The 22295-nt window shown below is 72.3% G+C and carries 21 protein-coding genes, 2 tRNA genes and 1 riboswitch; of the genes, 7 read left to right on the top strand and 16 right to left on the bottom strand.

Going from position 1 to position 22295, the window contains the following annotated elements; translation table 11 throughout:
• Positions 1-70 precede the first annotated feature (70 nt).
• Complete coding sequence (locus tag ASD18_RS10635) at positions 71-571, bottom strand: DUF3145 domain-containing protein (protein WP_056090382.1); 501 nt, start codon at positions 569-571, stop codon at positions 71-73.
• A 124-nt stretch (positions 572-695) separates the two neighbouring features.
• Positions 696-1184, bottom strand: a complete 489-nt coding sequence (gene def / locus ASD18_RS10630) for a peptide deformylase (RefSeq protein ID WP_056090379.1) — start codon at positions 1182-1184, stop codon at positions 696-698.
• A 163-nt stretch (positions 1185-1347) separates the two neighbouring features.
• Between def and ASD18_RS10625 the strand changes: the two genes are divergently transcribed.
• From ASD18_RS10625 to ASD18_RS10610, 4 genes are read left to right on the top strand one after another with little or no spacing between them, the layout of a single operon-like run.
• Positions 1348-2043, top strand: a complete 696-nt coding sequence (locus ASD18_RS10625) for an ATP-binding cassette domain-containing protein (RefSeq protein WP_156387935.1) — start codon at positions 1348-1350, stop codon at positions 2041-2043.
• A gap of 9 nt (positions 2044-2052) precedes the next feature.
• Positions 2053-4053: a YhgE/Pip domain-containing protein gene (locus ASD18_RS10620; RefSeq protein ID WP_056090374.1), complete on the top strand. Its 2001-nt coding sequence runs from the start codon at positions 2053-2055 to the stop codon at positions 4051-4053.
• 13 nt (positions 4054-4066) lie between these two features.
• On the top strand, positions 4067-4609 hold the full coding sequence (locus ASD18_RS10615) for a TetR/AcrR family transcriptional regulator (RefSeq protein ID WP_056090371.1): 543 nt from the start codon (positions 4067-4069) through the stop codon (positions 4607-4609).
• Between the two features lie 37 nt (positions 4610-4646).
• A complete protein-coding gene (locus ASD18_RS10610) occupies positions 4647-5897 on the top strand; it encodes an arginine deiminase (protein WP_056090368.1) in 1251 nt (416 codons plus the stop codon).
• A 55-nt stretch (positions 5898-5952) separates the two neighbouring features.
• Here ASD18_RS10610 and ASD18_RS10605 read toward each other — a convergent pair whose 3' ends face one another.
• From ASD18_RS10605 to ASD18_RS10585, 5 genes are all read right to left on the bottom strand, one after another.
• The gene (locus tag ASD18_RS10605; protein ID WP_056090365.1) at positions 5953-6168 is read right to left on the bottom strand and encodes a BldC family transcriptional regulator; all 216 of its coding nucleotides are present in this window, start codon (positions 6166-6168) and stop codon (positions 5953-5955) included.
• A 16-nt stretch (positions 6169-6184) separates the two neighbouring features.
• A riboswitch (cyclic di-GMP riboswitch) is annotated at positions 6185-6259 on the bottom strand.
• 75 nt (positions 6260-6334) lie between these two features.
• Positions 6335-7138: a DUF1206 domain-containing protein gene (locus ASD18_RS10600; protein WP_369817265.1), complete on the bottom strand. Its 804-nt coding sequence runs from the start codon at positions 7136-7138 to the stop codon at positions 6335-6337.
• Between the two features lie 87 nt (positions 7139-7225).
• Positions 7226-7299 (bottom strand) — tRNA-Ile (locus tag ASD18_RS10595).
• Positions 7300-7325: 26 nt separating this feature from the next.
• Entirely contained in the window at positions 7326-8810 is a 1485-nt protein-coding gene (locus ASD18_RS10590; RefSeq protein ID WP_056090360.1) for a multicopper oxidase family protein, read from the bottom strand.
• A 4-nt stretch (positions 8811-8814) separates the two neighbouring features.
• Positions 8815-9255, bottom strand: a complete 441-nt coding sequence (locus tag ASD18_RS10585) for a hypothetical protein (protein ID WP_056090357.1) — start codon at positions 9253-9255, stop codon at positions 8815-8817.
• 153 nt (positions 9256-9408) lie between these two features.
• Between ASD18_RS10585 and ASD18_RS10580 the strand changes: the two genes are divergently transcribed.
• The 3 genes from ASD18_RS10580 to ASD18_RS10570 all read left to right on the top strand — a co-directional run bounded on the left by ASD18_RS10580 (position 9409) and on the right by ASD18_RS10570 (position 12811).
• On the top strand, positions 9409-9921 hold the full coding sequence (locus tag ASD18_RS10580) for a hypothetical protein (RefSeq protein ID WP_056090356.1): 513 nt from the start codon (positions 9409-9411) through the stop codon (positions 9919-9921).
• A 48-nt stretch (positions 9922-9969) separates the two neighbouring features.
• Positions 9970-10045 (top strand) — tRNA-Asn (locus ASD18_RS10575).
• Positions 10046-10204: 159 nt separating this feature from the next.
• On the top strand, positions 10205-12811 hold the full coding sequence (locus tag ASD18_RS10570) for a LuxR family transcriptional regulator (protein ID WP_056090351.1): 2607 nt from the start codon (positions 10205-10207) through the stop codon (positions 12809-12811).
• Positions 12812-12833: 22 nt separating this feature from the next.
• Here the strand turns inward: ASD18_RS10570 and ASD18_RS10565 are convergent, their stop codons facing one another.
• The 9 genes from ASD18_RS10565 to caiA are packed head-to-tail and all read right to left on the bottom strand — an operon-like array spanning position 12834 to position 22281.
• Complete coding sequence (locus ASD18_RS10565; RefSeq protein ID WP_200938523.1) at positions 12834-13106, bottom strand: ferredoxin family protein; 273 nt, start codon at positions 13104-13106, stop codon at positions 12834-12836.
• Between the two features lie 11 nt (positions 13107-13117).
• Entirely contained in the window at positions 13118-14416 is a 1299-nt protein-coding gene (locus ASD18_RS10560) for an FAD-dependent oxidoreductase (protein WP_056090345.1), read from the bottom strand.
• The gene (locus tag ASD18_RS10555) at positions 14413-15315 is read right to left on the bottom strand and encodes an electron transfer flavoprotein subunit alpha/FixB family protein (RefSeq protein WP_056090339.1); all 903 of its coding nucleotides are present in this window, start codon (positions 15313-15315) and stop codon (positions 14413-14415) included. Before ASD18_RS10555 ends, ASD18_RS10560 begins: the two co-directional genes overlap by 4 nt.
• A gap of 38 nt (positions 15316-15353) precedes the next feature.
• Entirely contained in the window at positions 15354-16118 is a 765-nt protein-coding gene (locus tag ASD18_RS10550) for an electron transfer flavoprotein subunit alpha (protein ID WP_056090336.1), read from the bottom strand.
• Positions 16115-17527 carry an MFS transporter gene (locus ASD18_RS10545; protein ID WP_200938521.1) on the bottom strand — a complete coding sequence of 471 codons (1413 nt, stop codon included), beginning with the start codon at positions 17525-17527 and terminating at the stop codon, positions 16115-16117. Before ASD18_RS10545 ends, ASD18_RS10550 begins: the two co-directional genes overlap by 4 nt.
• On the bottom strand, positions 17524-18378 hold the full coding sequence (locus ASD18_RS10540) for a MaoC/PaaZ C-terminal domain-containing protein (RefSeq protein WP_056090333.1): 855 nt from the start codon (positions 18376-18378) through the stop codon (positions 17524-17526). The genes ASD18_RS10545 and ASD18_RS10540 overlap by 4 nt, the downstream gene beginning before the upstream one ends.
• Positions 18379-18422: 44 nt before the next feature.
• Complete coding sequence (locus tag ASD18_RS10535; protein WP_056090330.1) at positions 18423-19943, bottom strand: AMP-binding protein; 1521 nt, start codon at positions 19941-19943, stop codon at positions 18423-18425.
• On the bottom strand, positions 19940-21148 hold the full coding sequence (gene caiB, locus ASD18_RS10530) for an L-carnitine CoA-transferase (RefSeq protein WP_056090328.1): 1209 nt from the start codon (positions 21146-21148) through the stop codon (positions 19940-19942). The genes ASD18_RS10535 and caiB overlap by 4 nt, the downstream gene beginning before the upstream one ends.
• Positions 21148-22281 carry a crotonobetainyl-CoA dehydrogenase gene (gene caiA / locus ASD18_RS10525; protein ID WP_056090325.1) on the bottom strand — a complete coding sequence of 378 codons (1134 nt, stop codon included), beginning with the start codon at positions 22279-22281 and terminating at the stop codon, positions 21148-21150. The genes caiB and caiA overlap by 1 nt, the downstream gene beginning before the upstream one ends.
• Positions 22282-22295 lie beyond the last annotated feature (14 nt).

Raw genomic sequence — 22295 nt, 5'->3', positions numbered from 1 at the left:
ACGCTAGGGTCCCCGGCTGGACGCACGCTGTGAACGTCCGGTGGGCGGGCGAAGCGATTCGGGTGAGCCCTCAGCCGACGCGGTGCAGCCAGCGGACCGGGGCACCGGCGCCCGCGTAGCGGAACGGCTCGAGCTCGTCGTCCCAGGCCTGCCCGAGGGCGAGATCCAGCTCCGTGCGCAGCCGCACGAGGTCGGCGCCGTGCTCCAGGGCGGCGCGGATGCGGTCCTCGGGCACGACGATGTTGCCGTGCACGTCGGTCGCGGCGTGGAAGATGCCGAGCTCGGGCGTGTGGCTCCACCGGGAGCCGTCGACGCCGTGACTGGCCTCCTCGGTGATCTCGTAGCGCAGGTGCGCCCAGCCGCGCAGGGCGGACGCCAGACGCGCGCCGGTGCCCTGCGGCCCCTGCCAGGAGTGCTCGGCGCGGTAGAAGCCCGGGCCGGCCGGCTGCGCGGTCCAGTCGAACGTGGTGCGGGAGCCCAGCAGGTTGCCTGCGGCCCACTCCACGTGGGGGCACAGCGCACGCGGCGCAGAGTGCACGAAAAGTACACCGCGGGTGATCGCACCTGCCATGTCGTCCTCCTGAACGGGCTCGAGGTTCGCCTTCCCCAACGACCTCAGTCACCACTCAGGAGTTCACACGGTCTCGCGGCGTGCTGGGGACAGCATGCCGGAGGAACGGGACGAGCGCCAGCGACTAGAGCGTGTCGCGGATGGCCCGCATGGCCTTCTTGCGGACGGAACGCTCCAGGCGGTCCAGGTAGAGCATCCCGTCGAGGTGGTCGACCTCGTGCTGCAGGCAGCGGGCCATGAGCTCGACGCCCTCGACGACGACCTCCTTGCCGTCCAGGTCCGTGCCCACCACCCGCGCGTACCAGGACCGGTGCGTGGGGTACCAGAGGCCGGGGACCGACAGGCAGCCCTCGTCGCCGTCCTGGTACTCGTCCTCGGACAGCTCGACGATGACCGGGTTGAGCACGTAGCCCACCTCGTCGTCGATGTTCCAGGAGAACGCCCGCAGGCTGACGCCGATCTGGTTCGCGGCCAGCCCGGCGCGCCCCTCGGTGTCCACGGTCTCGAGCAGGTCCTCGACGAGTCCGCGCACGCGGTCGTCGATCGTCGTGATCGGGTCGCAGGGGGTGCGCAGGACGGGGTCTCCGACAGTCCGGATCTCTCGCATCGCCATGGGCCGATCCTCGCACGACCAGCCCGACCACGAGGCGGACCAACGCCCTGGTGACCCTCCTGATCGGCGCCGTGTGAGCAGAACGACATCCGCCCGTCTCGCCCGCCGCAGAAACCCGACCTATTCTTTTGTACTGACCGGTCAGTCAAGAAGGAGTCGCCCCGTGCCCCCGATCGCAGCCCCAGCCCACCCCCCAGCGGTGACCGCGCGCTCGCTGCAGCTCCGAGGCGACCGCGGCACGGTCTACGGACCGGTCGACCTCGACGTCGCTCCCGGCGCGCTCACGCTCGTCCAGGGACCCCAGGGCGCCGGCCGCACGAGCCTTCTCCTCACGCTCGCCGGCCGCATGGTGCCAGACAGGTCGTCCGAGCTCGTCGTGCTGGGCCGTCGCCTCCCCGCGCAGCGGTCGCTCGTGCAGCGGGAGGTCGCGCTGGCCGGGTTCGCCGGCATCGACGAGCTCGACGACTCCGTGACCGTCGGCTCGCACGTGCGGGAGCGGCTGGCGTGGCTGGCGCCCTGGTACCGCCGCTCGCGCCGCGCCGACCAGCCCGCGGTCGACCGTGCGCTCGCCCCGGTCTTCGGTGACCTGCCCGTCCCGGACGCGCAGACCGTCGTCTGGCACCTCGACGAGGTCGAGTCGCTGCTGCTGCGCATCGCGCTGGCGATGGCGCAGCGCCCCGGGATGCTCGTCGTCGACGACGTGGACCAGGTGCACGACCCGGCGCGACGGCGCCTCGTCTGGTCGCGTCTCGAGGCCCTGGCCGCGTCCGGGACCACGGTGATCGCGTCCTGCGCCGACCCCGACGAGGCCACCGGCACCGCCTGGACCGTCCTGCCCGTCCACGCCCCCACCGACTGAAGGTTCGCCATGCTCTCCCTCACCTCCGGCACCGAGCTGCAGCGCTTCCGCCGCGGACGCCTCCCCCGGCTCGCCGTCGCGGCCATGCTGCTGGTCCCGCTGCTCTACGGCGCGCTGTACCTCTGGGCGTTCTGGAACCCGACCGCGCACCTCGACGCGATGCCGGTCGCCCTGGTGAACGCAGACGCAGGCGCCGACCGGGACGGCACCCGCCTCACCGCCGGCCAGGACCTGACCGACACCCTGACCGACGGCGCCGCCCTCGACTGGGTGGTCACGGACGCCGCATCTGCCGCCGCCGGCGTGCGCGACGGCGACTTCTACTTCGCGGTCACCATCCCCACCGACTTCTCGGCTGACCTGGCCTCCGCCGGCGGGGACGACCCGACGGCGGCGCAGATCGACGTCACCTACAACGACGCCAACTCGTTCATCGGGACGACCCTCGGGCGCACCGCGATGGACCACGTCCGCGACGCGGTCGCCGCCACCGCGGGCGAGGAGGCGGCGGACCAGGTGCTGGTCGGCCTCGGCTCCGCGCGCGACGGGATGCTGCGGGCGGCGGACGGCGCGGTCTCGCTGCGCGACGCGTCGGAACAGCTCGGTGCCGGCGCCCAGCAGGTGGCCCACGGGGCGACCGACGCCCACGACGGCGCAGTGCAGCTCGCGTCCGGTGCGGCCGCGCTCGACGCCGGCGTGACGCAGGTGTCCGTCGGGGCCTCGCAGCTCGCCTCGGGCACCTCGCGGCTCGCCGACGGCGCCGGCTCGGCCGCCGCCTCGAGCGCGTCGCTCGCGGCGGGCACGCGGCAGGTCGCCGACGGCGTCCACGCCGCCGTGCAGCAGGTGGACGCCCTCGCCGGGCAGCTGCCCGCCCTGACCGGCGGCCTCACGCAGGTCACCGCCTACCTCTCGGCCCGGGCGTCCGCCGGGGACGCCGACGCGGCCGCCCTGCTGGCCGGGCTGGCCGGGACCGACCTCCCCTCCGCGGGCGCCGTCGCGACGATGACGGACCAGCTCGACGCGCTCGACGACGGAGCTGAGCGCGCTGCCGGCGGAGCGCAGTCGCTCAGCACCGGTCTGGGCACGCTCGCGGACTCCTCCAGCGATCTGGCCGGGGGCGCCTCCACGCTCGCGACCGGCGCACAGCAGGCGGCCGACGGAGCGGACTCCCTCGTCGCGGGCACCGACAGCCTCGCCACCGGGACCGCCACGCTCGCCGACGGAGCCGCCCGGGTGGCCGACGGCACCGGGCAGCTGGGCGGGGGCGCCCAGCAGCTGGCGGACGGGCTGACCGACGGCGCGACGCAGATCCCCGACGACAGCGACGCGCAGCGCACCGCCCGCGCGGACGCTCTGGCCACCCCGGTCGCGATCGAGGACGAGGACGTGGCGCCCGCCGCCAGCCTCGGTGAGGGCTTCGCTCCCCTGTTCATCCCGCTCGCCCTCTTCGTCGGCGGCCTGATCACCTGGCTGCTCCTGCGGCCGCTGCCCACGCGCGCGCTCGCGACGCCGGCGTCCGGGTGGCGCGTCGCGCTCGCCGGCTACCTGCCCTCGCTCGTCATCGGCGCCGGCCAGGTGCTCCTGCTGCTGGGCGTCGTCGGGTTCGGGCTCGGGCTCAGCGTCGGGCACCCCGCGGGCACCATCGCGTTCCTCCTGCTGGTCGCCGCGACGTTCCTGGCCGTCCAGCAGATGCTCCTGGCCGTGCTCGGCTCGGCCGCCGGCAAGGTGGCGACGATCGCGCTGCTCATGCTGCAGATCACGTCGGCGAGCGGCACCTACCCCGTGGAGACCACCCCCGCGTTCTTCCAGGCGATCCACCCGGTCCTGCCCATGACGTACGCGGTCGAGGGCCTCCGGGACCTGATCACCGGCACGCCCGACGCGCGTCTGTGGCAGGCCGTGGCCTACCTGGTGGGCCTGGCGGTCGCGTCCCTGGCGGTGACGGCGTGGAAGGCCGGACGCCTGCGGACCTGGACCGTCGCGCGCCTCCACCCCGCCCTGAGCATCTGAGAGGCTGACGCCCATGCGCACGACGACCACCCGCGAGCACATCGTCGAGGCCGCTCTCGCTCTCGTCGCCGACCGCGGGTTCACCGCCACCTCGGTCGAGGACATCGCGTCAGCTGCCGGCGTCGCCAAGGGCAGCGTGTTCTACAACTTCGGCTCCAAGTCGGCGCTGTTCGAGGCGATCATCACGGAGGGCGTGGGCCGGCTGACCGTCGCCCTGCGGGGCGCGACCGTCGGCCTGCACGGACGGGACGCGCTCGACGCCCTGGTCACCGAGCTGCTCGACCAGGTCCGCAGCCACCCGGACTTCGCCAAGCTCATGGTCGCGGAGACGTTCCGCACCGGACGCAGCTGGCAGGACTCGATCCGGCTGGTCCGCGAGGAGGCGATGGGAGCGTTCGCCGCCGTCGTCGCCGAGACCTGGCCCTCCCGGGACGCCTCCCTGACCGCGGCGGCCCTGTTCGGCGCGACGCTGCTCGCGGGGCTCGAGTGGCTCGTCTTCCAGCCGGAGCGCACGCTGGAGCACGTCCGGGCGGCGGTCCTCGCTACGGTGCACTGAGCGTTCCCCGCCCGACACACGACGTGGAGGCCCTGCGATGCCGACCGAGGCAGCACCGAACGGCGTCCACTCCGAGGTCGGGCGCCTCCGCAAGGTCCTGGTCTGCGAACCGGGCCTCGCCCACCGGCGCCTGACTCCCACCAACGCGGCCGACCTGCTCTTCGACGACGTGCTCTGGGTGGAGAACGCGATCGCCGACCACCGCGCGTTCGTCGCGCAGCTGCGGGCGCGGGACGTCGAGGTGCTGGAGCTCCACCAGGTCCTCGCCGAGACGATGGCCGTCCCCGGCGCCCGGGACTGGCTGCTCGACCGCAAGATCGTGCCGGACGACGTCGGGCTGGAGCTCGTGGACGACGCCCGCGAGTTCCTGGAGCGCCTCGAGCCCGCGCGACTCGCCGAGTTCCTCATCGGCGGGCTCGCCACCGTCGACATCACCGGCGGGTTCGACGACGACCACTTCGCGCTCGCCGAGTCCTCCCCGGACGCGCGGGAGTACGTCATGCCGCCGCTCCCCAACACCCTCTACACCCGCGACACCACGTGCTGGCTGTACGGGGGCGTCACGCTCAACCCGCTCTACTTCCCGGCGCGGCACGACGAGACGCTGCTGATGAAGGCGGTCTACCAGTTCTACCCGGACTTCGCGGGGTCGACCGTGTGGTGGGGCGACCCCGAGCGCCACTGGGGACGCTCCACGATCGAGGGCGGCGACGTCATGCCGGTCGGAAACGGCACCGTGCTTGTCGGCATGAGCGAGCGGACGTCGCGCCAGGGCATCACGCAGCTGGCCGCCGCGCTGTTCGCCCAGGGTGCGGCCGAGCGCGTCGTCGTCGCCGGGATGCCCAAGCTGCGCTCGGCGATGCACCTGGACACGGTCTTCACGTTCGCCGACCGGGACGTCGTGACGCTCTACCCGAGGATCGTGGACGCGATCCACCCCTTCACGCTGCGTCCGGGCGACGGCGGTGGCGTGCACATCACCGACGAGGGCAGTGCGCGGTTCGTCGACGTCGTCGCCGGTGCGCTGGACCTGCCCGGCCTGCGCGTGATCGAGACCGGCGGCGACGCCTACGCGTCCGAGCGCCAGCAGTGGGACAGCGGCAACAACGCGGTCGCCGTGGAGCCAGGAGTCGTGTTCACCTACGACCGCAACACGACGACCAACGCCCTGCTGCGGGCTGCGGGCGTCGAGGTGATCGAGATCCGCGGCGCCGAGCTCGGTCGCGGACGCGGCGGCGGGCACTGCATGACCTGCCCGATCGTCCGGGACCCGCTCCCCGAGACATGAGAAGAGCCCCTCCCGACGTCGGGAGGGGCTCTTCTTCTCTAGCTGAAGGTCGGGATCACTCCGCCGCGCGCTGCGTGGGGACGCCCGTGAGGAGCGAACGCACCTCGGACTCGTGGAAGCGGCGGTGCCCGCCGAGGGTACGGACGGCCGAGAGCTTGCCGGCCTGGGCCCAGCGCGTGACCGTCTTCGGGTCGACGCGGAAGAGCACGGCGACCTCGCCCGGCGTGAGCAGAGCGCCCTGCGAGAGGGGGGCGTCGGTGGTGACAGCCATGATGGTTCTCCTGTCGTTCGGTAGCTCGGCTGGCCCAGTGGGCCCCGTGGCTTTGCGTCCCCGCCTTGCAGCGGGTTTGCCGTTGTCGCTGACAAAGGGAACTATGCCCGAAACTGGACGCCTGTGCAACAACCTCGACCGCACGTTTCGCGCGCAAACGGGTGATTTATATGCGGCCATACCGGGCGCGCACGAACGAGTACGCGCCGAATGCGATGAACCCGAGCGCGACGATGACCAGCATGACCACGCCCGCGGGCTGGTCACGCAGGGTGTGGAGCGCCCCGTCGAGCCCCGTGGCCTTGGACGGGTCGGCCTGGGCAGCTGCCGTGATGAACAGCACACCGACGATCGCCAGCGCGACACCCTTCGCCACGTAGCCGATCACGCCGAGGCGACGGACGACCGGGCCGGCGGACCCGGAGGGCAGTCGGTGCAGGTCCTCGAGGAACTTCTTCTTCCACCCCTTGTAGACGTGGTAGACGCCCACGGCGAGGATCGCGATCCCGAGCGCAGCCACCAGCAGTCGGCCCCCGGGCGCCCCCATGAGCTTCGCGGTCATGTCCGCCGTCTGCGCGGAGCTCGAGGATCCGCCACCGCGGGCGAAGCTGAGCGCGGTGAGCGCGAGTCCCGCGTACACGATCGCGCGACCGGCTGCCTTGGCGCGCTCCCCCGCACCGCCACCGGAACCGGCACCGCTCGGTGAGACGCCGGCGATCGCCTTGGCCGCCTGCCACGTGCCGAGTGCGACGAAGGCGAGCACCGAGAACCACAGGACCGTGGCACCGAACGGGGTGGCGGCGATCGTGCCGAGCGCCCCGGACTGGTCCGCCTGCTGGGCGGGGCTGCCGAACGCGACCCGCAACGCCAGCACCCCGATCAGGATGTGCAGGACCCCGCTGACCGCGTAGCCCGCTCGCGCCGCGAGCTCCCATCCTCGCTGCGCGTTCGCCGTGCTGCTCGTCGCCACCACTGCATCTCCTTCGGCCGGGCCCCCGTCGGGCCGATCGTGGCAGGAGGGGGGCCGTCCGGCGACCGGAGAGCTCGGGCGAAAGGGTGGGGCAGGTGGGGCTTGAACCCACGACCCACGGATTATGAGTCCGCTGCTCTGACCGGCTGAGCTACTGCCCCGAGGCACCGCACACCCTATCGAGGCTTCACTCCGGGGCGTTGTCCGCGTCCCCGCCCAGCAGGTACGGCGTGTCGACGCCCTCGTAGGCCAGGTGCGCGACGAGGCCCTGCTGGGCGTGCGGCAGGTTGTGGCAGTGGTCCATCCAGATGCCGGGGTTGTCGGCGACGAACGCCACCTCGTAGGACTCCCCCGCGGCCAGCTCGAGCGAGTCCGTCCACCACGGGCTGCCCGTCGAGGGTTCTCCGTCGCGTGACAGGACGAGGAGATGGTGGCCGTGCAGGTGCATCGGGTGCCCCTGACCGCTGGAGTTGCGCAGCGTCATCTGCACCACGTCGCCCTCGCTGACGACGTACATCGGCACGTCCGGGTAGGTGTGCCCGTTGATCGTCCACTGCAGCCCCGGCCGACCGGCGACGAACCCGGGCCGGCGACCGATCGCGTAGTCGAACCGGCGGTCGGCGGCGCGCGGGTCGAAGCCGACGTCGGTGGGCGTGCCGTAGGTCAGCAGGTCGAGCGTGGTGCGCGGGTCGTCGCCGTCGGGCGCGTCGTCGCCGGGTCCGACGAGCACCGACTGCGAGCCCAGCCGGACCCGGACGGAGCCGCCGTCGTCCGGGACGGTCACCTCGAGGTCGGCGCGCCCTCCTCCGCCGATCGCCACGGCCTCGTCGGTGACCGTCCCAGGGCCGTGCAGGTCGCGCCCGTCGAGCGCGAGCAGCCGGTACTGCGCCCCCGGCACCCAGGCGCGCAGCACCCCCGACCCGGTGTTCACGACGCGGACCCGCACCTGGTCGCCGGGTTCGGCGGGAACGCGCAAGGACTCCGCCGAGCCGTTGATCGTCGGCACCGCACCATAGGTGTGGACGGCCGCGACGGCCTGAGCACCCTCGTCCGAGCCCGGCGGGTGGACGACGAGCGCGCCGAACAGACCGCCGCGCACCTGCGCGTGGGAGACCTGGTGGGAGTGGTACCAGTACGTGCCGGCGTCCTCGACGACGAACCGGTAGACGTGCGAGCCGCCCGGGGGCACGGCGTCCTGCGTGACCCCAGCGACGCCGTCCTCGGCATTGGGCACGTCCACCCCGTGCCAGTGCAGCGTGGTGCCGTCGGGCACCGAGCGGTTGACGAGGGTCACCTCGACGAGGTCGCCCACCTCGGCCTCGATGGTGGGCCCGGGGGACGTCCCGTTGAGCGTGTAGCCGTCGAGCGTGCGGCCGCCGACCTCGATCGGGCCCGTGTCGGCGGTGAGGGTGAGCGCGACGTCGGGGTCGCCGCCGGACGGACCGGCGAGCGTCGCGAGGCTGACGCCGGGGCCGTCCGTCGGCGTGTGGCCGTGCCCAGGGGTGGCCCCAGGAGCACCGCCCGTGTCCGGGTAGCCCATGTCCATCACCGACGCGTTCGCCGGCACCAGGCTGGTCCACCAGAACCACGCGAGCGGCCCGAGGACGAGCAGCGAGGCGACGACGGCGGCGACGACTCGCCGCCGTCGGCCCAGGGCCTCGCGCTCGGTCACCGGTTCAGGCGACGGCGGTGGCCGGCGCCGACGAGCCTGTCGTCGTCGTGGCCCGCGGCACTCGCTGGGCGGCCGTGATGCTCACGCCGAGCAGCGCGAGCGCGTTCGCCCCGTGCAGGGCACCGACGAGGGGCGCACCGAAGGCCACGAACGCGAGCACGATCTGCAGCAGGAGCAGGCCCAGGATGATCAGGGCGTAGCGCACCGCGCCGGGGAACTTGGCGAAGAACGACACGATGAGCAGCGCGATCACGAGCAGCGGGATCACCATCGTCCCCACGATCCCGTGCATCGCGTGCCCGAGGTTGCCCTCCCACTCCGAGTCGATGACGGCTCCACCGTCGAGCTCGTTGATCGCACTGAACCAGGCATAGGCGATGGCGCCTGCCTGCACGAACACCCCGGTGGCCACCAGGTAGGCGAGCACCCGATACGCAGTCTTCATGTCATCCCTCGATCCCGTCGCGCTCCCAGGACGCGGTCGGGAACGGCCGCGCCACCTTCCAAGATCCTCGTGGGCGCAATCAGATACTTCGTCCTGATTTCTGATCATTCTCGGGGGCACGGTCAGAGGCAAGCACGCGGGTACCGTGAGGTCGTGGCCCTGTTCTCCCGACGCCGGATCCCCGCTGCCGACCGCAGTCGCCTCGACCTGCACCCGGGTGACACCGTCCTGGTGAGCACCGAGCTGGCCGACGGCCGGTGGGCCGTCGCCACCCGCCGCGCGCTGCACCTCCTGGGACCGGACGGCCCGGTCGCCCGGCGGCCCTGGTCGGACGTCGACCACGGCTCCCTGGACGCCGGGACCCGCACCATGACCCTGCGCTGGGTGACGGGCGAGTCCGAGCAGCTGACCTTCGCCGAGGTGCCGGGCTCGTACGCGTTCTCCCAGACGTTCCGCGAGAGGGTGCAGCAGTCCGTCGTGCACGCGACGTCCGTCACACTGCCCGGCGACCACCGCGTCCGTGTCGTCCTGCGCCGCGACGAGGACGGCGGACTGTTCACGCAGGTCCTCGGCGATGCAGCCGTCGACGTGTCCGATCCCGCCGTGGCGGCGATCCTGGACGCGGCGGAGAACGAGGTCCGCGACGCCGTCGGGCTGCCCCGCTGACGCGTCCGGGGCACCCCGCAGCGGCTGCTAGAGTTTCTTCCCGCACGATCCCTCGTAGCTCAATTGGCAGAGCATCCGACTGTTAATCGGACGGTTACTGGTTCGAGTCCAGTCGAGGGAGCCAGCAGGTCCGCAGGTGAGGCCCCCTTTCCAGGGGGCCTTCGTGCTGTCGGGCCGACGACGTCCCCGAGCACGACACCATCGCTCCCCGCCACGCCTCCGAGGTCGCGGTCCGGGTCGGAGGACCCAGGGGGGCACGACACCGAGGGGCGAGGATGCCCCTATGGCCCAGTCGACGGTGTCAGTGCCGAGTCGCACGTCCGTGCTGCACGTCTCCGGCGCGGCACGCGAGGTGCACCTGCCCCCCGAACGGGTCGAGCGGACGCTGACGCTCCTGCGGGAGGGCACCAACGTCAACCTCGTGGGCATGCGCTCGTCGGGCCGGTCTGCCCTGGTCCGCGAGGTCGCCGAGCGGTTGACTCTCGAAGGCACGACGGTCACCGAGGTGCGCGGGCTGCGGTCGCTGCGGGATCGTCCGCTCAGTGCCCTCGCCGCGGCGGGGATCCACATCTCCCCGGTCGCGGGACAGCTGCCTGCCCTGACGTCGGCCATCGCGTCGATGGAGGACCTGCTCGACGCGCCCCGGTCCGTCCTGGTCATCGACGACGCCGACGACCTCGACCCCGCGAGCGCCGGGGCGATCGTGGCCCTGCTGTCGCACCGTCCCACCCCCGTGCTGATGACGAGCCGACCCGGCGGTCGCCGGCAGACCGACACCAGCGCGCTGACGGCGGGGCTGCGTCCGGGGGTGCGCGTCACGCTCGACCCGCTCACCTTCGAGCAGGTGCACACGCTCGTGCACCAGCTGCTGCCCGGCGGAGTCGAGCCGACGACGGTCGCGCGGATCGCCGCGGTGTCGGGCGGGCTGCCCGGTCTGGTGGAGGCGGTCGTCGAGAACGGCCGCCGGGACAACCGCCTGGTGTTCCGCGACGGGCTCTGGATCGCCCGCGGCGACCTGTGGACGACCCCGCTGTCGCAAGCGGTCGAACCGCTGCTGACCGACGTGGACGACGCGTGCGTCGACGCGCTCACGTTGCTCGCGTTCGCCGGCACCGTGCCGCTGCGGGCCGCGCGCCAGCTGGTCGAACCCGAGACGATCGCCGCGCTCGACGACCGGGGACTGCTCCAGGTGCTGCCCAACCGCGGTGCGCCGATCGTGGGAGTCTTTCCGCCCCTCCTCGGGGACTACCTCACGCACGAGGGCTCGACCCTGCGCAACGTCGTGACGCGGGAGCGGCTGGCCGAGGCGGACCTCGAGGCGACGACGTCGATCGGCGAGCACACCGGGGACGGCGGTGCTGCGGTCCTGGTGCAGATGCTCGCGCAGCACTCGTCGGCGGAGGTCGCCGCCCGGCGCCAGGAGTGGCGCTCGGACCCCGACGCCACCAACGGCGCGGCGCTGGTCGCTGCGATGCTCGTGGCCGGTGCCCGCACGCACGAGGTGGCCGCCGTGCTGCGTGACACGCGGGTCGACGGAGCGGATCACCGAGGGCGTGCCGAGCTGGCCGCCTGGGCCGCGTTCTACTGCGCGTCGACCGGCGGCTCGCGCGACGCGGCTCTCGGTGAGCTCGAGGCGGCCCGCTCCGCCGGGTGCACGGCGGATGGCATCCTGCGTGCGGCTGCGTCCCGCGTGGAGCTCCTGGTCGGGGACGTGCCGTCCGCGCGCGCGGCCCTGCTGCCGCTCGTCGACGACGACGTGGACATCCGCGGACGGCTGCTCCTCGCCGCCGCCGAGGTCGAGATCGCGGCCGGTCGGCCGGCGGCGGCGCTCGCGCTGCTCGACGGGATCGAGCAGGCGGATGGCCGCCGGGCGGAGAGTGCCACGGTCATCGCCGGGATGGTCCGGCTCCTGTCCTGCGACGTCGACGCTGCCGTGCGCGATGCGCTCGCCGGGGTGGAACGCGGCCGAGCCGACCTGGCACCGACCGTCGTGCTCCCGCACGCCTACGTCGCCGCGTACGGGCTGGCGCTCCAGGGTCGCGCGGTGGAGCTCAGCGCGCTCGTATCGTCGGTGCTCGCGCTCGGCTCGGTCCCGGCGCACCTGACGCACATCCAGGCCGCCCTCCTCACGTTCGCGGCGTCCGGAGCCCACTGGCAGAGCCGGGGGGCCTACGCCCGCTCGATCGTCACGCAGGCTTCCGCCTTGCGGGGGGTGCGAGGGCCGCACCCGTGGATGGTCTCGGACGTCGTCGGCGCGGTGGTCGCGGAGGGACCCGATGCCGACGCCGCGGACGTGCTCTGGGACCTGGCGCAGGAGCGGCTGCTCCACGGGTTCATCCCCGCCGGTGTGGCAGCCGGGGTCGCGGCGCTCGAGCACGACCCGTGTCCCGAGCGTGCGGCGGTGCTCGTCCGGGCGGCCGCCTCGACCGACTCCTCGCTCCTGTCCCGCCTCGCGCAGTACGGTGCCGCGCTGGCGACCCGGGACATCGACGAGCTGGGCCGCCAGCAGGTCGTCCTCCACGACGCGGGGTTGCGTCAGCCCGCGGTCCGTACCGCCGTCGCCCGGTCGATCGAGCTCATCGCCCGCGGCGACACCGCGCTCGCGATCGTGCACGCCGACGCCGCGTGGAGCCAGGCGGGCTTGCGCGGACGCGATCTGTGCGGTCTGTTCGCCCCACTGGACCAGGCCGTCAACCTCACCACGCGCGAGCGGGAGGTCGCGGTGGCGGTCGCCCGCGGCTACACCACCCCGGAGATCGCGGCCCGGATGGTGCTGAGTGTGCGGACGGTCGAGAACCACATCTTCTCCGCCTGCCACAAGGTCCACGTCGACAACCGGGAGGACCTGGCCCGCGCCGCTCGCACGTGGCTCACCTGCGTGCGGCGCTGATCGGCCGAGCCCTACCGGCCGGTCAGCCCTCGCGGAACTGCACGCCCATCCCGCCGCGGGGGTAGTGCCACGTGAGCGCGCCGGGGGGCGCCACCGCCGCGCACGCCCCGCACTCGCAGCACGCCGCGTACTCGACCGACACGGTGCCGTCGGCCTCCCGCGCGTAGACCCGCGCAGGGCAGACGGCGACGAGCCGGTCGGCGCACCCGGTGCGGCGCACCTGCTCCTGGTCCACCTGGATGTGGCTCTCCTGCTCGTCGGTCTCGAACCGGTTCCCGGCCAGCCGGTCGGACACGTTGCCCACGTTCACAGTGCTCGTACCCCCGCAAGTGCGTCGGAGACCAGATCCCGCACGCGCAGCGGTGAGCGCCGAAGCGCTCGCCACGCGACGTCACGCAGGTGGCGTCGCGGGGTCAGGTCGTGGTGGAAGGCGCCGTACATCACGTCCGCGAGCAGCGCCCCGTACTGCTCGTACATGCGCTCGCGCTCGAGGAAGGCGGGCGCCTTGGCGTACGTGCGCATGTCCTGCCCCGCGAACGAGTCGAACAGCGCCGTGCGGTAGGCCGCGAGGCCCGCCTTGCTCGTGTCATCGGCGGTGATCGCGGCGTCGATCGCTCCGGCCGCGGCGATCCCCGACGCGGCGGCGAGATCCATCCCCCGCACGGTCAGGCCCGTGTTGAGAGTCAGGCCGGCGGCGTCGCCGACCACCACCATCCCGTCGGTGTGGATCTCGCCGACCATCTCCAGGCCACCCTCGGCCACCAGGTGGCTGCCGTACTCGGCGACCTGCCCGCCCCGCAGCAGCGGCTCGACGAAGGGGTGCTGCAGGAAGTGCTCGAAGACGTCCGCCGACGAGAGGCCCTTGGCGACCAGGTCGTCGAGCCGGAGCACGACGCCGACCGACACGGACTCCCGGTTGGTGTAGAGGAACCCGCCGCCCCCGATGCCCTGGGTGCAGTCGCCGACGACCGCGTACGCCGCACCCTCGTCGCCGCTCAGGTGGAACCGCTCCTCGATGGTCGCGGCGGGCAGGGACACCACGGCCTTGACGCCGAGCGCGAGGTGGTTCGTCGGCGGCTTGCTGCGCAGGCCGGCTCCCCGGGCGAGGAACGAGTTGACCCCGTCCGCGGCGATCACCACGTGGGCGCGCAGCTCGTCCTCGCCCGCCCGGATCCCGACGACGCGACCGGCCTCGAGCAGGACCTCGTCGACGCGGACGCCGGGCATGAGGAACACCCCGGCCTCCTCGCACTGCTCGGCGAGCCAGGCGTCGAGCTTCGCGCGCAGCACGGTCACGGCGTTGGTCGGCTCGGCGAGCCGCGCATCCTGGTAGTCGATGCCGACGGACGACGAGCCGTTGAGGAACTGCACGTAGTTGCGGGTGACCCGGCGCTCGACCGGCGCCCGGTCCAGGAAGTCCGGGAACACCTCCTCGAGGATGCGGGAGTACAGCACCCCTCCGGACATGTTCTTGGAGCCGGGGACCTCGCCGCGCTCGACCAGCACCACGGACCGTCCGGCCTTCGCCAGCCGGTAGGCGGCGACGCAGCCCGCGATGCCTGCTCCGACGACGATGACGTCGAAGTCCAGCTCGGTCGCCGTCATGACAGCGCCTCCGTCAGTGCCGGCAGGACGCCGTACAGGTCACCGACGACGCAGTAGTCGGCCTCCGCGAAGTACGGGCAGTCCTTGTCCGAGTTGATGACGACGACCGTGCCCGCGCCGCGGGCACCGACGGCGTGCTGCAGCTGGCCGGAGACGCCCACGGCCACATAGAGGTCCGGAGCGACGTGCTGGCCGGTGACGCCGACGTACCGGTCGTGCGCGTACCAGCCCAGGCCCTCCGCCAGCGGTCGCGAGCAGGCCGACTCGGCGTCCAGCGCGCCGGCGAGCGCGTCGACGAGCCCGAGGTCGTCCTGGGCCCGGACTCCACGGCCCGCCGTGACGATCCGGGCGGCACGCGAGAGGTCCACGCCGGCCCGGTCGCCAGCTCGGCTCTCGACCACGGTGACCGTCGTGGTCGGCTCCGCCGCGACCTCGGTCACGGGAGCGGACCCACCGACCACCGCGGGCCCGCCGTCGACGACGACGACCGCAGGACCGGTCACCCGCTCGGTGCGCTGGGCGATCCCGCCGAACACGGCGCGGGTCAGCTCGACCGCCCCCTCGGCCACCGTCACCGCGGTGACCAGGGTGAACGCCGGTGCCCCGAGCGCGGCCGCGGCGGTGCCGGCCAGCACCCGGTCACCCGGCCGGGTCGAGGCGAGGACCAGGTCAGGGCGCGCCTGCGCGACGAGTGCCGCGACGGCCGGGGCATAGGCCTCGGCAGGCAGGCCGGGGGTGGGCTCGCCGAGCCAGACCACGGCGTCGACACCGCTGGCCGCGACGTCGTCCGCCACCGCCCGCGGGCCCACGACGACCGCCGTGCTGGTGGTGCCCTCCGCCAGCGACACAAGGTCACCGATCCGCTGGTCACCGGAGACGAGGATGTACGTGCTGCTCATCGTGATCTTCCTTGTTCGTGTCTGCTCGGTCTGCGGGCTCACAGGACGTTGTCGGCCCGCAGCGCGGCCACGAGCACCGCCGCGGCGGCGGCAGGGTCGGCGCCGTCGATGACCTGGCGCTTGCGTGCCTTGAGCACGGGCGGCCCCGACGAGACCACGGTGATCGGCTCGGGGGCGGGCGCCGGGACGTCGACGACGTCGGTCGGGCGCTTGCCCGCGGCGAGGATGTCCTTCATGCCCGGCACGCGGGGCACGGCCGCGTCGCCCGAGACCGCGAGCACCACGGGTCCCGTGACGTGCAGCGTCTGCGTGCCGCCCTCCTGAACCCGCTCCACCGTGAGGTCGCCGGCCGTCCCGACGACCGAGGTGACGTTGGTGAGGACGGGCCAGCCGAGCGTGGCGGCCAGGACGGCCGGCACGAGCTGGGCGCCGAGGTCCTGCGACGAGTCTCCGGTCAGCACCACGTCCACGTCGCCGACCAGGTCGACCACCTGCGCGAGCACCGTGGCCGTGCGGGTGGCACCGGCACCGGCGAGCTGGTCGTCGCCCACCAGGACCAGTCGGTCCAGACCGCGCGACAGCGCCGCCTTGCGCGCCATCGTGCTGCCGACGTCGGCCGCACCGATGGTGACGCCGACCAGCTCGGCACCCGTCGCGTCCGCGAGCCGGCGTCCGACCTCGACCGCCACCTGGTCGTACTCGGAGACGGAGGCCTTGGCCCTGCTCCAGTCGACGGTGCCGTCGCCGGCGACCGTCGCGTCCTGCGGGTTGGGTGCCCATTTGTAGGCGACTGCGATCTTCATCGTCCTGCTTCCTGCGAGGCCCCGCGCGGCACACCGGCAGCGAGGAGGGGGTCGGGGGCCGGCGGCGCGGGGCGACCCCACGAGGCGAGGCCGAGCGTGCTGGTCTGGTTGAGCGTCAGCCCGCGGGTCTCGGGCGCCACGAGGATCGAGACGAGCAGCCCGATGCCCGAGATGGCCGCGCCGGCGAGCATCGTGGCCCGGGTGCCGTGGGCGATCAGGAACGAGGGCAGGACGTACGTCGACACCACGGTCCCGATCCGGCTGAACGCCATGGCGGCACCCACCGCGGACGCGCGGTTGTCGGTGGGGAAGAGCTCGTTGGGGTAGAGCCACTGCAGGTTCCCCGGACCTCCGGAGAAGAACGCGTACGCGGCGAGGCAGACGATCACGACGACCACCCCGCTGTTCGGCAGGATGCCGAGCACGGCCAGCGCCGCCGTCATGATCGCGAAGCTGCCGATCAGCAGCTTGCGGCGGCCCAGCGAGTTCGCCCAGAACATGGCCGGGATGCACCCGACCAGGAAGAACGTGCCGATCACCATCTCCCCGAGCGTCGCCGTCTGGCCCTCACCCAGCCCGAGCTCGCCCATGATCTGCGGGCCGAAGGTGTAGATCGCGAACATCGGGACCGCCTGGCACATCCAGATCGTCCCGACGAACACCACCTTGCCGAGCTGCCCGCGGCGGAACAGCGTGCGGTAGCCCGCCCTCGCCGTCGCCTCGGGCTCGAGCTCGACGTCGGCGCCGAAGATGCGCCGGACGATCGCCTCCGCCTCGTCGACCCGGCCGTGACGGGCCAGCCACCGCGGAGACTCGGGGATGTCCCAGCGCCCGACGAGGATGACCAGGCACGGCACGACGGCGCTGGCGAGCATCCACCGCCAGCCGCCGTCGACCCGGAGCAGGAAGTAGCCGACTAGGTACGCCGCGTTGGCGCCCAGGTACCAGGCGGCCGCCACGAAGCCCATCGAGATCGCCCGGTACCGCCGCGGGGTGAACTCGGCGATGAGCGAGGTCGCGATCGGGTAGTCGGCGCCGACGACGACCCCGATGAGGAACCGCATGAGGACGAGCACCGCCACGGACGGGACGAACGCGGTCGCCAGCGAGATCAGCCCGATCCCGACGATGTCGAGGACGAACATCCGCTTGCGCCCGATCCGGTCGGTCAGGTAGCCCCCGACCGTCGTGCCCAGGAACAGCCCGACCAGCGCAGCGACCCCGATCGCCCCGACGGCGCCGGCGCTCAGGTCCAGCTCGGGCCCGAGCTGGATGAGCGCGACCCCGATGATCGAGAGCACGTAGCCGTCCAGGAACGGGCCGCCGCTGGAGAACAGGGTGACCCTCTTGAGGAACGGGGTCATGGCGACGTCGTCGAGGGCGACCCGGCCGCCGCCGGGAGATGTCACCGCCACTCGATGACCCCGAAGTTCAGGAACGGCTTGGCGTCCGGGTCGTCGGCGTTCACGAGGCGGAAGTGCACGCGGTTCTCGTCCATCCGCCACATCTGGGTGGCCACGGTGGTGCCCGGCAGCAGCGACGCGGTGATCCGGGTCTTGAACCGGGTGAGCCGCTCGGGCTCGCCCGGGACGAACGCGCGGACGAAGTGCCGGCAGGCGATCCCGGCGAAGCTCACGGCGTGCAGGATCGGTCGCGGCTGGCCGTTCTCGGCGGCGTACTCCCAGTCGACGTGCTGCGGGTGGTAGTCGCCGGAGAGGCGGTAGAGCAGCGCCTGGTTCTCCGGGACCACCTCGCGCAGCTCGACGTCCGGCTCGCGGTCCGGGATCTCGACGATGTCCTTCGGTGCCGGCTCGCCGCCCCAGCCACCGTCGAAGATCAGGCAGTCCCAGCTCTCGTTGGTGAACAGCAGCGTGCCGTCCTCGTCGTAGGTGTCCCCGACGTGCTGCGCGAGCAACCCCTTGCCGGGCCCCCGGTCGAAGAGGCCCTTGAGCACCACGGTCGTGCTGAGCTTGCCCGCGAGCTTGGTGATCGGCTGGTGGAACCGCAGGTCGAAGCTCCAGTGCAGCGACCCGGCGTAGTTGTAGCCGTAGTCGATGGTGCGGGTGACCTCGGAGTCGACGATCGGCATCGCGCCGAAGGTCGGCAGCACCTTCATGTCCTTCTCGTACACGTACTCCAGGTCGGTGCGGCCGTCGATCGCGCAACCCGACCCGAGCGCGAAGAGGCTCAGGTCCCGGAACGTGTAGTCGCGCACGAACGGACCGAACTCCTGGCCGACCATGTCGGTGTTGATGGGCATCTCGTCTCCTGCTCTCCGCCCCGGTTCTCCGGAGCGCTCGGACGTCACGACAGGGCGCTCTTGGCGACCTTGAACGTGCTGGTGTGCGGCAGACCCGGGACGATCTCGACCTGGGTGGGGACCTTGAACCTCGCGAGGTGGCGGGCGCAGTGCCGACGGACCTCCTGGGCGGTCAGGTGCGCGCCGGCCACGGGGACGACGAACGCCTTGACGGCCTCGTCGTGGACCTCGTCCGGCACGCCGATCACGGCGGCCTCGGCGACGAGCGGGTGCCCGGCCAGGACCGCCTCGACCTCGCTCGGTGAGACGTTCTCCCCACCGCGCTTGATGAACTGGGTGCGCCGGTCGACGAAGAAGAACCAACCGTCCTCGTCCACCCAGCCGACGTCACCGGTCCGGAACCAGCCGTCCGCCGTGTAGGCCGCCGCGGTCAGGTCCGGTGCCTCGAAGTAGCCGAGCATCAGCGAGAGCCCGGGCACGCCGCGCACCTGGATCTCGCCGTGCACGCCCGCGCCGACCGCGTGGCCGTCCGGTCCGGCGATGCGCGCCTCGTACCCGGGGCCGACCTGTCCGACGGACGGCCAGTGGCGCTCGCCCACGGGCGGGTCGGTGAGCACCCCGACGAGCGTCTCGCTCGCTCCGTAGGAGTTGAGGAACCGGGTGGCGAACCGCCGCTCGAAGCGCTCCTTCTCCTCGTCGCTGACGGGCAGGTAGTAGAGGATCTCGCGGACGCGGTGGTCGCGTTCCTGCGGGTCGACGGGCTGCAGGAGCATCGTGCGCACGATCGTCGAGACGCTCTGCACCACGGTCGCGTCGTGGCGTCGGACCTGCTGCCAGAACCGGTGGGCGCTGTACCGCTCGACGGCGACCAGCGTCGCGCCCGCCGTGAGCACCGGCATCAGCGCGTTGAGCTGGAAGTTCACGTGGCACGCGGGCATCGTCGTCAGGAGCCGGTCCTCGGACGTCAGCGACGCCTGCCACTCGACGAACATCCCCGAGAACAGCAGGTTCGCGTGGGTGAGGACCACGCCCTTGGGCTGCGCCGTGGAGCCGGACGTGAACACGATCCCGACCGGGTCGTCGCAGGACAGCGGCACCCGCTCGACCAGCTCGTCGGGCTGCCGGTCGCGCGCCGTCTCGTAGGAGTCGTGGTGCGACGCCGCGCGGGCCACCAGCTCGCGGATGCCGAAGGGGTAGCCCGCGTCCGGACGCACACCCGGCTCGGTCACCACGAACCGGGCCCCGACCCGGCTGAGGATGTCCGCGCACTCGGTGGCGGTGTTGCGGGGATGCAGCGGCACGGTGACCGCGCCCACGAGCGCCAGGCCGAACAGGCACTCGAGCTGCTGCGGACAGTTGTTCAGGTGCACCCCGACGCGCTCGCCGCGCTGCACGCCGAGGGCGTGCGCGAGGTTCGCGGCGCGCACCACGCGCGCCGCGAACTTCCCGTAGGTGAAGGACTCGACGCGACCGTCCGGGTCCTCGTGCACGAGGAACACGTGGTCGTGCCGTGTGCGTGCGAGCTCCTCCCACAGGTCCCGCAGAGTCTGGTCGGGCTGCATCATCCGCGCCGGATCGTCCCGTTGTCGGCCAGGGCCGCGATGGCCTCGGGCGTCCAGCCGGCCTCGGCGAGCACCGCGTCGGTGTCCATGCCGAGCGACGGCATCGGCCGCCAGATCCGGCCCGGGTGCTGCGTGAACTTGGGGAAGATCCCCACGCCCGTGACGGGGGTGCCGTCCAGCCGCTCCCACTGCACGATGGCCTCACGCTGGGCGAGGTGCTCCTCGGCCAGCAGCTGGTCGAACTCGAGCACCGCGTTGGCGGCGATCCCGACGTCGGAGAACTCGTTCTCCAGCTCGAGCGACTTCTGGGTCAGGCAGAACTCGTCCAGCTTCTCCTCGATCAGCGCGGCCTTCGGCCCGTCCGCCCACAGTGCGCTGGTGTCCGCGGGGTACTCGTCGGTGCCCCACAGCTCGCCCAGCCCGATGCGCTCGAGCAGGTACTTGTTCTGCTTGACCCCGTAGACGCACAGCCCGATGAAGCCGTCCGCGGTCCGGTACTCGCCGATCGCACACAGGTTCGGGTGCCGGGCACCGGGCCGCGGGTACGTCGTGCCGTCGTTCAGGTAGTCCATGAGGTAGTACGAGCCGATGCGCAGCAGCACCTCGTACATCGCGACGTCGATGCTCTCCCCCTCGCCCGTCGCACGTGCCTTGTGCAGGGCCGCGAGCGCGGAGGACGTCACCATGAGCGACGTGAAGTAGTCGCCGACGTACGGCGACGCGGCCATCGGCTGGTCGGGGGTGCCGTTCTGCGCGAGGTAGCCGCTGTACGCCTGGACCGTCAGGTCGTAGGCCGCCCGGTTGATCCGCTCGGGCACGCCGTACTGGCCGAAGCCGGAGACGTGCACGATGACGAGGTCCGGGTTGCGCTCCCAGAGCAGCTCGTCGGTGATCCCTCGGCGGGCGTACGTCGGCCCCTTCGAGGACTCGACGAAGATGTCCGCGTCGGCGATCAGCGAGAGCAGCACCTCGCGGCCCTCGTCGGTGAACGGGTTGAGCGCGACGGAGCGCTGGTTGCGGCGCTCCAGCTCCTTGACGTTCACCGTGTCGCGCATCGAGTCGCCGGTGCGGGTGTTCTCGAGCCAGACGACGTCGGCGCCCCACTCGGCCATCATGGCCGCCGCCGAGGGGGCGGCGATCTCGACCGCCGAGTAGACGACCTTGACGCCCTCGAGGACGCCGAACGCGGGGACGTGGGCGCTGGCCATCAGCGGAAGTCCTTCAGTGCGGCACGGCCGGTCGCGAGAACCATCATCTCGTCGGTGCCGCCGGAGATCCGCTCCACCCGCAGGTCGCGGTAGAAGCGAGCCACGCGGTGGTTGCCGGTGACGCCGATGCCGCCGAGCACCTGGATCGCGTCGTCGACGACCTCGGCCGCCGCCCGCGTGCAGTAGAGCTTGGCCATCGACGCGTCGCCCTTGCCGAGCGACTTGGTGTCCGCCTTCCAGGCGACCTCGTAAACCATGTTGCGCATGTTCGTGAGGCTGATCTTCATGTTCGCGAACTTCTCCTGGATGAGCTGGTAGCGACCGATCGCCTCCCCGCCCTGCACCCGCTGGTTCGCGTACCGCGCGGCGTCCTCGTAGGCGCACAGCGCCCAGCCGTAGTCGCACGCGGCCACGAGGAACCTCTCGAGGTCGAAGTCGGCGACCGTGCGGGCGAAGCCGTCCCCCTCGCCGCCGAACATGTCCTCCTCGCGCAGCTCGACGTCGTCGAAGTAGATCTCGCAGCACGAGTCCATCCGGAGCCCGAGCTTCTCGAGCGGCTCGATGGTGATCCCGGGCAGGCTCATGTCGACGAAGAACTCGGTGTAGAGGTCCATCTGGTCGGCGTTGCGCGCCATCACCACCAGGTACGGCACGTGCTTGCTCGACGTGATGAACGTCTTGTGGCCGCTGAGGTAGACCTTGCCGTCCCGACGCGTGTAGGTCGTGGACATCGCCGCGAAGCTCGACCCGGCGCCGGGCTCGGTCATCGCGAAGTTCCAGATCTGCTTGCCGGTCCCGAGGAACGACAGGATCTTCTCGCTCTGCTCCGGTGTCCCGACCCGCACGACCGTCTCGAGCGTGGGCAGCTGGTAGAGCACGTACGTCGGCACACCGAGGCGGCCGAGCTCCTCCCAGACGGCCGCGACGGTCGTCCAGCCGGCCGCGAGGCCCCCGTTCTCCTCGGGCAGCAGGATCGTGTCGATGCCCAGCTGCGCGAGCTCGGCCACGAACCGCTCGGGGTACTCGTGCCGCTCGTCGCAGTCGGCGAAGTACACCTCCCAGTTCTCGCGTGCCATCAGCTCGCGGACGGCCGCGACCATCAGCTGCTGGTCGTCGGTGAGGGAGAAGTCCATGGGAGGTGCCCTTC

The organism is Cellulomonas sp. Root137, from assembly GCF_001426725.1.
GTDB lineage: Bacteria > Actinomycetota > Actinomycetes > Actinomycetales > Cellulomonadaceae > Cellulomonas.
The sequence above is the reverse complement of the archived record's forward strand: the minus strand, read 5'-3'. Positions and strand labels throughout refer to the sequence as shown.